Source organism: Algoriphagus sp. Y33, assembly GCF_014838715.1.
Classification (GTDB): Bacteria; Bacteroidota; Bacteroidia; order Cytophagales; family Cyclobacteriaceae; genus Algoriphagus.
This window is the reverse complement of sequence record NZ_CP061947.1, coordinates 101608-114536: the sequence shown is the minus strand read 5'-3', so window position 1 is coordinate 114536 and position 12929 is coordinate 101608. Positions and strand designations below refer to the sequence as shown.

The following is a 12929-nucleotide window of genomic DNA, read 5'->3' as shown; positions in this document are numbered from 1 at the left end:
AATGAAGGCTTAAATCAAGATTAATCCTGAGGCTACCCGAGGATCTAATCAGTAGATTGAAAAAAGTATAAAAAGTAAGTTTGAATGAATTTGTTATTCTACACCTGACTGATTCACTGTCTCGTCCATTTTTTGAAACCTCTTTGGACTGTAGCCATAGTGTTTCTTAAAAACCTTACTGAAGTGTTTGGGGTCATTGAAACCGCAGGCAAAACTTACTTCGCCCACATTCATCTGGCTTTTTTGAAGAAGTGTATTCGCCTTTTCCATCCGAAGTTGCTGGATGACATCAGAGGGAGCCAGATGAAGAATATCCTTAAAAATCCTATAGAGTTTGATTTTAGAAACACCCAAATGCCCATACAGAGTTTCTACCTTGAAAGAGGGCTTATCAAAATTCAGTTTGATATGGTGGATGGCCTCCCTGACTAGTTTTTCATTTGGGCTCAGATCTACTTTTGGCTCATCCTGCGACAATATGCTTTCCAGTTTCAAGGGTTGATCCTTATCGATACTTTCCGCAAGCAAACTTTTGATTTTTCTGCTTAGCAGGGATTTTCCTGTAGGCAATTGGATGAAATCTTTGATCCCCATATCCAGTAATCTTTCCTGCTGCCCGTAGGAGAGGATTTCATACATGAACAAAATCGGAAGTGTAGGGAATAGATTCGCCGCACTGATGATCTTAGCCACATTCTCTGTGACCTTTTCATTATACAGGATCAGCAGGTCAACTCTTATGGTATTCAGCGCTGAAGACACCATATCCGGGTCATCCTCTTGTATAAAAAACAAGGAATCCTCTTCCATTACCTTGACCAAACCATCGGCCTCAAAACGCTTACCAAAGATCAGAACAACCTTTTTCCCTTCCGGAATTTCATCAGCCAGAGCCATATGCTTCCAATTCTTGACCGATGTATTTAGGTTTTTTGTCTCAATTTCCTGAATTGGAATTTGAACCCGAATCGCTACTGATACTTCATTCGGCAAAATTTGCATTTCCCCTGACAACTCTGTCAACAGGTTTTTGGCGGATTGTATATATATACTGTATTGGCTGAATGTTTCTATCGCATCCATTAAGGTAGAACTACTGGTATCCACCAGAATAAGTAAGTTGCCCTCCGATGTTTTCACCTGAACATCCAACACGGCATCTTCATCCTGAAACTTGAGGATTTCCTTAAAAAGGTTTTGAAGAAAAAGTTTGAGCCTCATCACATCCAGCGAAACCCAACCTCTTGATAGATTCTCGCTGTATTTGTATTGGATACTGTTCTCCTTCAATGCTCCCGACATTTCTTGGTTCAGATGCAGAAACAGATCCGGAAGAATGGTCAATGAAGGAGTTACCTCCCCAAGCTCCATTAATTTGCGTGACCCATTTAGCTCACTGAACAATTCCATTACGCTATCCAGTTGAAGCCTGATACCATTTTTAAGCTTTTGATCTCTGAATGTGGCGCTTTCTATACTTAATTTCAGATCGGATAACGGTTTCCTGATTTGATCCACCACATAGCCGGTAAACTTCTCCATTTCAAAACCGGCATTCTGATGCTTACTGTGAAGAATCTGCAATCGGGCTTTCTGCTCTTCTATTTCCCTGTTTTTTGCTTCAAGCACCTTATTTGCATTTTCGAGATCAGACTTCTGTCTGGAAATCACCTTGGTTCTATCCTGAATCTTAAGTTCCAGTGTTCTTTGGATTTTTTTCACTGTTCTGAATCTCCACCAGCCAGACACTCCCAAGACAAAAATGATCGCAAAAAAATAAAACAACGGCTTCTTCCACAAGGGGATCAAAACAGTGAATTCTGTGGACAAAACTTCCCCGGGTCTCCCAAGGGAATTTTTCACTTCCAATTTGTGTACCCCCTCAGATAGCCCAGACAACTGCAAGAAACCGTTCTGATCCAATTCGCTCCACTCTGTGTCTCCCGGCAAAACCCGGTAAAGTATCCGGTTATTGGGATCTATTCCAAATCCAATCACCGAAATAGAAAAAGAGGCCGAATTGACAGAACTGCTTTCAATATCCTGCTGAGAAATCAGGATTCTGGGGACAGCAATCTCCGAGCGCAAATCATTCGGATGAAAACTATTAAGTCCATTCACTCCGCCAAAATACATCAGCCCTCTTCCATTCTTAAAATAAGCTCCCTCAGAGAATTCCGAGGACTGCCATCCTTCTTCCGGATCCAATGCCCAAACTTCCAGTGTTTCCTTGTTGATTCTCGCTATTCCTTTGGCGGTGCTCACCCAAATGCTGTTGGCATGAGACAGCATTCCGTAAATAAAATTGCTCATCAAGCCTTCCTGCTCGGTGATGTAGGAGATCTTGTCCGTCTTGGGATCCCATAGTGTCAGTCCACTATGTGTGCCTATCCATAGCCTGTCGGTCTCCTCTTCCTTCAAAATCGTATAGACACTGTTATCCAATAGCCCTTTTGACCGATCAAAGAATGTGATCTCTCCATCTTTAAATAGCACTACACCATGCTTTTCTGTGCATATGTACAAGGTGCTATCCGTATAAAACAATGTCCTTATATTCAATCCTTCCAACTGATCCTGACCTCTAAAACTCTCAAAGCTTTGCTTCTCCTGATTATATAGCGACACGCCATTCCAGGAACCCAGCCATAGCTTTTTGGACTGCTTGTCTTCCGCAAATCCATATATGCGCCTGTAGAAGAATTTCGTATTATCCTCTTCCACCAATTCTGCTACCTTCTTATTCCTGATCCTAATCACTCCTGCATAGGTGCCAACCCATACCATCCCAGTCTGATCCACATAGAGACTTCTGATTCTGTTCCAGTCAGAACCGGAATGGGAAGAAGGAATTTCCAGCTTTTCAAAACTATTCTCTCCGAGTCTTCTGAAATAAATTCCAGAATTATAATAGCCAATCCATAATGTGCCATCAGACTCTTCCGCCACAGCCCTTACAGCTTCACTAGGTAAGTTGGGGTGGGTTTTGGGATGCGTGTAGACATGGCTGACCACATCGGTATGCCTCAATGCTCTGGCTACTCCTCCGTCCTTCAGGCCTAGCCAAACGTTCCCGAAATGATCTTCCAATATAGCGGTGACCTCATTGCTTCTAAGTCCATAAGGGTGGAAGGCGTCTGATATGTAATGTTCAAGGTAAGGCTCACCTGACTTCACATGATAGGGCTGGAAGAACAGCCCTTGATCCTTGCTTCCATACCAGATATTCCCCCTTTTATCTTTTTTTGAATCCCATAAGCTCAGTTGGGAGATAGCTGCCGGAATAGGGATATCGGGAAATATCTCCTTGGGAGCACAGGACAAACACACCTGGAATCTATCGCTATCATCATCATAAACGAAAAGGGAATCAACCACCTGAACCGCCAATTGGTTTTGACTAGTAAGGAAAATCCCATCAATTCTATTCTCAAATTTGTAATGGGAAAAAGTGCTGTCAGAATGGAATAAACTGAGGATTTTCGGGTCTGACCATACCCAGACCCTTTCATCTTTATCTATCTCCACTCCATAGATATAATTGCCGGGGAGGCTTTTCGGATCACTGGGGTGGTGGCGAAAAACCAGAAACGTCTTGCCGTCATATAGATTCAACCCATTCCAGGTGCCAATCCAAATTGCACCGGAAGGATCATTGGCCAGAAGGTTTACAGAATTATTTGAGAGCCCATCTTCTACTAGATACGTTCTGAATTTAAGTTTTTGGGCTTGGGAGATCGAAAAGGGTAAAGCGGATAAAAAAAGGGTGAAAAAAATAAAGCATCTTGGACTCATGGTCAAAATTAGACATGATTAACCCTACAAGTCAAATTCATTCATTAAGAAATGGTTAAATAAAGGTGCTATGGAATAAAAAAAGCAGTTCTTCTCATCCATTTAGGGTGAAAACAGAAGTTATAATGTGCTTCTTCTATGATTCTCAAAGACTTCAATTGCTGCCTTTAAAAACCCAACTAAACCAATCCCCAGCACAATTATACCAAACGACAACTCTTTTAGATTTTCACTCGGTGAAAAGAAGTAACCAAATACCCCAAAAGCAAGAACTGTAAACGTAAGACATGTGATAAGAATTATCGCAAGTCTTCCCTTTTTAGGGTTTTCCCATATTCTCTTTGAAAAATTATTCTGTGTTTTACTTGTGTCTTGAAGGGTAGAAAGACTAATCCCAAACCCCATGAAAATCAACACGTTATTATAATCCATTAACAATAAGTCAAAATGGTCTTTCAAATATTCAAAGCCATAGAAATATGGCTTACACGCATAAAACAAAGCAAGCAGCATCAAAGGATATTGCAGATAGCTGATAATTTGAAAAAAATCCCTGATTTTCATTTTTCTTATTCCGTTTAAAACTCCTATTTCCCCAACTGATGTGAAAGCATTCAAATTGAAGAGAAAACCAACCCGGGATACTTCCTTGCTCATAAGCCTTTGTTCAGCGTGTTGTTTTCAAGTAATTCCGATAGCTTATAGCCCGTTAAGTAGGGGTATATCAATACCAAAATAATCAAATCATTACATCTAAAAACATTCAACCGGCGTATGCATTAAATCACTTCACCTCCTTGCGTCTAATCCGGGTTTCAAAACGCTCGCTATTCGCTAAAACGTGAGAATTCTCTAGCAAGAAGGAACAGATTTCGGCCTGAGAGCGAAGCGGATTTAATGGAAGAACTTGATTCGTGATGGGGAATGTATGGGCTTTTCTGTTGTCATTCCATTGCAATTCGAGCATGGTGGAGATCTCAGACTTAAGACGCTCATCCCGGATGGGAAAACACACTTCTATTCTACGGTTAAGATTTCGGTCCATCCAATCAGCCGACCCGATGTATACCACATGCTTTCCTTTGGAAAAAAAAGAAAAGATTCTTCCGTGCTCTAGGTAATGATCCACAATACGCTTCACCGTGATCCCCTCGCTTTGTCCCTTTATCCCGGGAATCAACCTGCAGATCCCCCGAATTAAAAGTCTAATCTTCACGCCACTTTGGGAAGCTTGATACAACGCCCCGATGACATCCTCTTCTTCCAAGTTATTCATTTTAAGAAAAATCTCAGCTTTTCCTCCCAACAGTGCTTCTTGGGTTTCACTTTGAATCATTTTCAGAAGTTGTTCCTTGAGATTGAATTTGCCTACCCAGAGTATGGAAAAATCCATTTCCTCTTTTTTGGGCTTTTTTGGGCTTTTGGCAAGTATCTTAAATACGTCCTCCAGCTCTCTGCAGATCAGGGGATCGCCGGTAAACAAGAAATGGTCAGTATAGACTTTTGCAGTGGATTCGTTGAAGTTTCCTGTTCCCAGAAGTGCGATTTTTTGAATTTTCCCTGCCTTCTTGAGTTTAATAAGTGCTGCCTTCGCATGAACTTTGAGTTTGGGTATGCTGTATTTGATCCGAACACCTACAGCCTTCATTTTTTCGGCCCAATTCAGATTATTTTCCTCATCAAATCTAGCCTTGAGCTCTACAAAAACAGTCACTTTTTTTCCATTTTGAGCAGCGGTAATCAGGGCTTGCAGGATTTTGGAATCTTTGGCTACCCTATAGATGGTCAGATTGATTTCATACACCTCCGGATGGATGGCTGCCTCATTAAACAAGCGCAAAACCGGCGAAAAAGAATGGTAAGGAGGATGGATCAGAATATCTCTTTTAAAAATCTCATCCAAAAAGTAAACCCCACTTCCCATCTCCGGCTCAATTATCCTCCAGTGATCCGAAGGATTGGCATCAAGCGGAAACCCAAAAAGATCCTGTAACTGATGATACGCACCTCCCTCCACCATATTCACCGTCTCCAGACGAAACAACTGCTGAATTTCATCTAACAGGAACTCAGGCATGCCTTTTTGGTAAAGCAATCTAGTAGGACTGCCGAATTCTCTGCGCTTGATTTCTTTCTTCAACCGTTTGGAAAGTCCGGTAGCCACTTCTTCCTCCAAATTCATTTCAGCATTTCGGTTGACTTTAAATGTATAGGCTTGGCAACCTTCCAGCTCAGGACGATATTTTATCAATTCGTGCTTTATCAAATCCTCCAAGAAAACCACATACTTTTTTTCACCTTTCTTAAAAGTCAAAAACCTGGGAATAACAGGAGTGGGAAGCGGAATAAATAGCGTTTTCTGTTTCTTGTCAGGATGACTAAATACCATGAACACTTTGCTATTGGGAGCAAATACTTCTATAGAAGTGGAGGACAGTCCTTCAATAATATGAAGCTTCCCCATTACTTCATGTGTAAAGAAATCGGCCAGTTCCCTTTTGAGCATATCGGGGATCTTCTTATCATAGATCCATTCAATACCTTCCTTTTTAATTGCAGCCCTAATTTTTCGGAGGATTTTTCCCATCAAAGCTTGATGGTCGGCAATCTCACGGTCTACCTTCTCCTTGATCTCACAGGGGTTAAATTCCTCGTTGGATCCTGTCGGAGATTGGGCTAAAAACTGGACCACGGGGTATCGCACTCTGTAAAACTCATCTAAATTGGATGAAAAAATTGCCAAAAAATTAATTCTCTCTCTTAGCGGAATCTCTTCTGCCAACGCTTCGCAGAGTACTTGCTTGTTGAAAGACAACCAACTGAGATCACGGTTGGCGTAGGTGAAATTTGTCATAGTGTTAGTGTGTTGGTACCGGTTGGAAAATGCAGGCAGACATCTTATTTCAACGGAACTATTGGCAAAGATTTACAAAAGGGAAGATTTTTTTGGCAAAATATTTCTTCTCATTGATTCAGTGTCCTCTCTATAAAATATAGGCAAAATCAAAAGCTATAGCCAGTTAAGCCAAATGAATTTCCATTAAATCCCCAAAGTCATCAGGTGTTTTACTTTGTGATAAGTCAAAGATGCCTTTATACATTCTTTCAACTCCACGACAGGAATTTTTTGGTTTAACTGAAACACAAGTGCCCGATTTCCTTCATAGTGGAACTTGTGGTCAAAAACCAATCTAAACGTACGAACCAGTCGGCTTGTGCATTGGAAGTACATCGCATATTGGTCAGGGGATTTTTCTTTCCAATCCATTCTTAATGTACTTCCATTCTTAGTTATAAAGCTGGGTTCTCCCCATTTCAATGTTACTTCTATTTCGTCTATGCCTTCTGTTTCTTCCGCTGTCTCGATTACCAACTCTTTTAAGAATTGCATTTTATCCCGAACTGAAGCTGGATAGTTTGCAAAAGTCTCATTGACTTTTGGATGTGTTTTCAGTACTAACTTTCCCATAATCTATTCGTTTACAGCCACAAAAAAATCCACTTCTGCATCAGACGGATCTTGGGCTTTCTCTCCGTAGGCTTCAAAATCTGCTGTGTATACCCTGTTTAAATCCATCTTCCAGATTTTAGCCCAATGAGTTACGATTAGACCTTTACCCAAATCTCCTTTTGCAGAAGTTTTAATGTAGGTCCCTCCATCAAAAGATTTCCCCAACATTCCTTCGGGGATTTCATCAAGGTTTTCCACTTTACAGCCGAGAATCGCGGTATACGGTTTCGTATGGTCTCCTTCATATTCGGTGTATAGGGAATAGATCGTGTAATCTATCTTGTTAGGGATTTTTTCTAAAATGCCCTCTCCCATAAAGCGCTGCCACAATTCAGCAATTTCCCTATCCGCTTTCTGTCCTTCATTTGTAGTCCTGATGGCAATACCTACCAATTGGAATGGTTTAATCTTTACTTTTCGCATAATTCAACTATCTAATTTGTCGCAAAGCTAGACTCACCTTGTGTCATAGGTATGTCAGGGCTACCTGACTTTTTCCGGCATTCTTCCAAATATTGCTCCAAGGTCATTTTGTGAGGTTCAAAATTCGCTTGTGTCTGCGAAAGACTCTGTATACAATCCAAGCGGAAGGATCTAAAATCATTTCGCTTACGGCAAAAGGCAATCAAAACCCAATTGTTTTGGGTAGTGTACAAGGCAAAAGGCTCTATCTCTCTTTTCGTATATTGCTTGTCCAAAGAAAGATAGTCCAAATGAACTACCCGAAAATTTGCAATGCAGGATTGAAGTTTAATTAGGTAATTGCTGGTTTTCTCGTTGCTTTTATTGTTCCTTACCTGAATTCGTTGGGCAAGGATTTCCGTTTTAGCTTTTTGGGTAAACTGAAGTACAGATTTGATTTTTGTAATGGAATTTTGATATTGTTCAGCCAATGATCGGTCCTTGTTCTTCAAAATCAAGTATTCCGCTGTGATAAGGGCATTGGCTTCTTCTTCAGTAAACATTACAGGCGGAAGCCTATACCCTTCCATTATCGAATAGCCTTTTCCCTCCTGGGTTACAATGGGAATTCCTGACTGCTCCAATGTCCTAATATCACGATAAACCGTACGGATACTGACCTTGTGCTTTACCGCAATATCTCTTGCCGAGACAATTTGCTTAGACTGCAATTGAGTAATAATTGCTGTCAATCTTATAAGTCTTGGTTTATCTTCTGCCATTACTATTACACACCACCAGAAATTAAATGTACAGATGCGGGTACTTCCACTATTCCATTATTGAGGTGTCCGGAGTACTTTTCCGCTAATTTTTTTTCCACATGCTGTTTTTCCTTTTCATGGACAGTGCTCAAGAGCTCCCCCATCGAAAATGCATTAAGAGCAAAGTGAGCTGCATCTTTGGCAGATAGATTTCCACCTACCGGAAGATTTCCCTTCCAGGTATTTATTCTCAGCTGTTTGAATCCGGCATTTTCAAGAACTGGAATAAAATCATCTGTATTAGCATATCTGAAAGGACCAGGAGAATCGGGTTTGGTAGACGGAACCTCCATTACTTCAGAAATACTTTCTTTTACATAATTGACCCATTGATTTTCTTTCAGGGAACCCCAAACTGCAAAGACAAATTTCCCATCCGGCCGTAACCACTTAGAAATATTACCGAATGCTTTTTGAGGGTCGGGAAAAAACATTAAACCAAAACGGGATATCAGGCGATCGTAATTTCCCGTTTGTTTTGGAGGCTGGGAAATGTCCAAGGTAGTGAATGTGAGGTTGGAAGTATTCTCCGGAATCCGTTCTGTAGCGGTACTAATCAAACTGTCCGAAATATCATATCCATGCACAACTGATCTCTCCGGTGCCGCTTTGAGAATATTCAAAGAGGTAGTGCCTCCCCCGCAACCGAGGTCAGCAATATAGTATGGTCTATCCAAATCGAGAGCATCCAATAAAGGGACATCAACAGGGGCAATCATCGCCTCCATACCCAACAAATTATCATTCCACTTAGAGCCTCTATCCTTTGCCCATTCATTGGATGCCATTTTTTTTTCTTCCATAGTTAGTTTATAATTCCGTTATCAGGTACTGTAAGCTTTAAAACTAAGATAGCTAAAAGGCACCAACTTATGTGATGTCTTAAGATACCTGATGACAAAAAATAACAATGGGGCAATAGATCAAGCTTGTCCGAAGAGAACTATTTTTCAGGGACAAACTATTGAAATACGTTTGCCCATGGAGGAAATCTGGCCGTAGGATCTATTCCTACGGGTTTTGCAGGAGAATCCAAAGGAATTTATAGACATCCCTGAAAAGCCAAAGTACCCTTTGAATCTTCCAAATCAAAGCTAGTTAGTTTAATAGATCTAATAGCTAACAAAACGCATTCAATACTTCAAACTCTTCAGATAGGCTATACTTTTGGGTAAATTCACAAGCTCATCGTCACTTTCATCTTCGATAAACATGTGCTTGATACCTATCTTGTTTGACTCACGCAGAATACCGGGAATGTCCAGTTCACCGGTTCCCAACACTACATCGTTTTCAGGCCCTGTAAGCCCAGTCATGTCTTTCGGAGCACCTTTTCGAAAATCTTTCAAATGCAGTGAAACCCATCTCTTCCCATATTTTTTTAACAGCCCTACAGGATCCGCTCCACCAAAATGTGTCCACATCACATCCATCTGGAAGGAAACATACGTGGGATCTGTATTCTTTACGATATAGTCAAATAGAGTTCCTTTTTCATAAGGCTGGAATTCATAGCCATGCACATGATACATAAATGTGATCCCATTTTCCGCCAGCACTTTACCTCCTTCATTAAACGCTTTGATGGCCCGATCTGCATTCTCCCTGGTAAAATCACCATCATGAGGAAGCCAAGCCACCATCAGGTACTTTGCCCCCAATGCTTTCACCTGATCTGCTACCTTTTGAGGGTCAGCTTCCAATTGCTCAAAACCGGTTCCTGTAGAAGGAACGCTAATTCCCCTATCAGAACAGAGTTTAATGAATTCTTCTGCACTCATACCTCTGGGAGCCCCACCTTCCAGCTCGGTAAATCCCATTTCTTGGATGATATCCAAGGTTGATTCTACACCGTTTGCCCAGTGATTCCTAAATGAATAAGACTGGACTCCTAGAGGTACCTGCATCAAAGGATCTCCTTTTTTCTGCGCATAGGTCAAAGTAGGAAGTATGCCGATCACAAAAAAGGCAAGGATAAGAATGTTTATTTTTTTCATTTTCGTAAGGATTAGAAAATTCTAAGATTGGAAAATTACATATTCACTATGGATTGTCAACTGTCCGATGTGAGATTATAGGTTCTGGCGGTTAAGCTCATCCACCGCATAATTTGCCGCCCTGGCTGTCAAGGCCATAAAGGTGAGCGTAGGATTCTGTGTACTTGTACTAGTCATGCACGCACCATCCGTGACGAATACGTTTTTGCATCCATGTAATTGGTTGTATTTATTCAAAAGCGAAGTTTTGGGATCACGTCCCATCCTCACGCCACCCATTTCATGGATATCCGATCCGGGATCAGAATGGGAATCTTCCACTTTTATATTGGTAAAACCTGCTTTCTCATACATTATCGTCTGCTGCTCCACAAAATCAGCCGTCATCTTGTCATCATTTTCCTTCCACTCTACAGAAAGAATAATTTGGGGAATTCCATATTTGTCTACCTGATCGGTACTGAGGCGAATATGATTGTCCTCCACAGGAACCGTCTCTCCCTGCATCCAGGCAGCCATGTGCCAGACCCCATATTTTTGATTGAGCAGATTGTCACGAAGCTGATTACCGATCATACTGGTATCTGATCCCAAGGTTCTTCCTCCGGACATCCCAATGGAATATCCCCGAAGAAAATCCGTGTCTTGCTTAAATACATTTCGAAATCTCGGCACATAAGCATGACCGGGATTTCTTCCGTCATTGAACTTATCCGCAAAGCCTTCAAAACTTGCGCTGCCCTTGCCGCGATAATTATGGCACGCCAGGAATTTGCCCATCAAGCCGTTCTCGTTCCCTATTCCTGCGGAAAAAGTGGAAGATTTGGAATTGAGCAAAATGGCATTTGAAGCAATCGTAGAAGCATTTACAAAAATGATTTTTGCATAAAATTCTATGGATTCTTTCGTGTTTCTATCGATAATTCTCACTCCCACAGCTTTGCCCTTGGCATCATCATAGATTATAGACTCCACCACAGCGTCAGGTCGCACAGTAAGATTCCCTGTCTTCTCAGCCCAAGGCAACGTGGAAGCATTAGAAGAGAAATATCCTCCATAGACACAGCCTCGATTGCACATGGCCTGATGCTGACACTTATTTCTTCCCTGTTGCCTATGAATTTCCTGAGGATCTGTGAGATGAGCACAGCGCCCCTGGATCAAATAACGGTTGTCGAAATTAAATGCCAGTTGTTCTTTATAATAATTTTCAATACAACTCAATTCAAATCCGGGCATCACATCCGAATCAGGGAGCTCCGCCAGCCCGTCCCTGTTACCGGCTATTCCGGCGAATTTTTCGACATAGGCATACCAAGGTTCTATATCTTTGTAGCGAATAGGCCAATCCACCGCAAAACCATCCCGAACCGGGCCTTCGTAATCAAAATCACTCCATCGCTGGGTGGCCCGTGCCCAAAGCAGAGACTTACCCCCCACATGATAGCCACGAAACCAGCGAAACGGTTTTTCCTGAATAATCGGCTGCTCGTCATCAGCCAGTGCCCAATGAGCAGTTTCCTCCCTCAGCCAGCGCCCTCCGCCAATTCCCGATCTTTTCTCCAAGGGAATTGCACCGCGAAACTCAAATTCCCAAGGAGCCTTGGAAGCAGTAGGGTAGTCTTCAATATGCTTGACCATCCGTCCGCGCTCAAGCACCAGCGTTTTCAGCCCTTTCTCTGTGAGTTCTTTGGCAGCCCAGCCACCGCTGGCTCCTGATCCGATGACGATGGCGTCATAGGTTCTTTTCTCTTTTGAATCTTGCAACATCGTAAATTAGGTTTGGGTGGGAATATCAGCGCAACCATGGTAGTATCCCGGAGCTACTTTGTAGTTTCTATAATCAACCATGACTTCTTTCACTGTGGTGAAACCTGCAATTGTTTCCGACTTCATCACCTCAAAAAATTCTCGTTCATCCTTATTTTCTGAAGTTTCCAATCCAAGGAGAACCTGCTCCCTTTCTTCATTGAGGAGTTTATAAAAGCTTTTCCCTAACTCATTTCCTGTATGAGCATTCAAAGCAGCCAGTTGGGATTTGATTTTATCTTGATCCTCTTTAGCATAGCAATGCTCAAAAAGTTTGATCAGATATACATCTGTGCCTGTGCTGAGTGCACCTATCGGCCTCGCATCAGGGGTGGGTGTTTTGGGTGGTAGACCGGCAGGAATGATCGTATCCGCAATGGCAGAGATAAGTTTTTCCTCTTTGGAAGTGAAAAAGCCCTGATGGCCAATACCATCAAGAAGTTGCCACTTCCAATCTGCCAGTGCCAGACCTCCAATCCCCACGGATACACCGCCCAGGATTTTCAGGGAATTTCTTCTGTTCATAGATTAGATTGGGTTATTGAAGGTTTAATATAGAACTTTAGACCGCATCCCACCAATCAAATCCAC

General features: G+C 41.9%; 10 protein-coding genes. All 10 read right to left on the bottom strand.

The genetic code is table 11. The features are described 5' to 3' along the window. Nucleotides 1-93: 93 nt before the first annotated feature. Complete coding sequence (locus ID165_RS00495) at nucleotides 94-3795, bottom strand: two-component regulator propeller domain-containing protein (RefSeq protein WP_192348462.1); 3702 nt, start codon at nucleotides 3793-3795, stop codon at nucleotides 94-96. A 120-nt stretch (nucleotides 3796-3915) separates the two neighbouring features. Next, nucleotides 3916-4452, bottom strand: a complete 537-nt coding sequence (locus ID165_RS00490; RefSeq protein WP_225586917.1) for a hypothetical protein — start codon at nucleotides 4450-4452, stop codon at nucleotides 3916-3918. A 127-nt stretch (nucleotides 4453-4579) separates the two neighbouring features. Next, nucleotides 4580-6649, bottom strand: coding sequence for a polyphosphate kinase 1 (ppk1, locus tag ID165_RS00485; RefSeq protein WP_192348461.1), 2070 nt, complete (start codon nucleotides 6647-6649; stop codon nucleotides 4580-4582). Nucleotides 6650-6835: 186 nt separating this feature from the next. Further along, nucleotides 6836-7264, bottom strand: a complete 429-nt coding sequence (locus ID165_RS00480; protein ID WP_192348460.1) for a DUF1801 domain-containing protein — start codon at nucleotides 7262-7264, stop codon at nucleotides 6836-6838. A gap of 3 nt (nucleotides 7265-7267) precedes the next feature. Beyond that, nucleotides 7268-7729 (bottom strand): GyrI-like domain-containing protein, encoded by a 462-nt coding sequence (locus ID165_RS00475; protein ID WP_192348459.1) that lies wholly within the window; start codon nucleotides 7727-7729, stop codon nucleotides 7268-7270. 11 nt (nucleotides 7730-7740) lie between these two features. After that, nucleotides 7741-8490 carry a YafY family protein gene (locus tag ID165_RS00470; protein WP_192348458.1) on the bottom strand — a complete coding sequence of 250 codons (750 nt, stop codon included), beginning with the start codon at nucleotides 8488-8490 and terminating at the stop codon, nucleotides 7741-7743. A gap of 5 nt (nucleotides 8491-8495) precedes the next feature. Next, a complete protein-coding gene (locus tag ID165_RS00465) occupies nucleotides 8496-9335 on the bottom strand; it encodes a class I SAM-dependent methyltransferase (RefSeq protein ID WP_192348457.1) in 840 nt (279 codons plus the stop codon). 330 nt (nucleotides 9336-9665) lie between these two features. Further along, entirely contained in the window at nucleotides 9666-10529 is an 864-nt protein-coding gene (locus ID165_RS00460) for a sugar phosphate isomerase/epimerase (protein WP_192348456.1), read from the bottom strand. Nucleotides 10530-10604: 75 nt separating this feature from the next. After that, nucleotides 10605-12299: a GMC oxidoreductase gene (locus ID165_RS00455; RefSeq protein ID WP_192348455.1), complete on the bottom strand. Its 1695-nt coding sequence runs from the start codon at nucleotides 12297-12299 to the stop codon at nucleotides 10605-10607. A 6-nt stretch (nucleotides 12300-12305) separates the two neighbouring features. Next, nucleotides 12306-12863, bottom strand: coding sequence for a gluconate 2-dehydrogenase subunit 3 family protein (locus tag ID165_RS00450; protein WP_192348454.1), 558 nt, complete (start codon nucleotides 12861-12863; stop codon nucleotides 12306-12308). Nucleotides 12864-12929 lie beyond the last annotated feature (66 nt).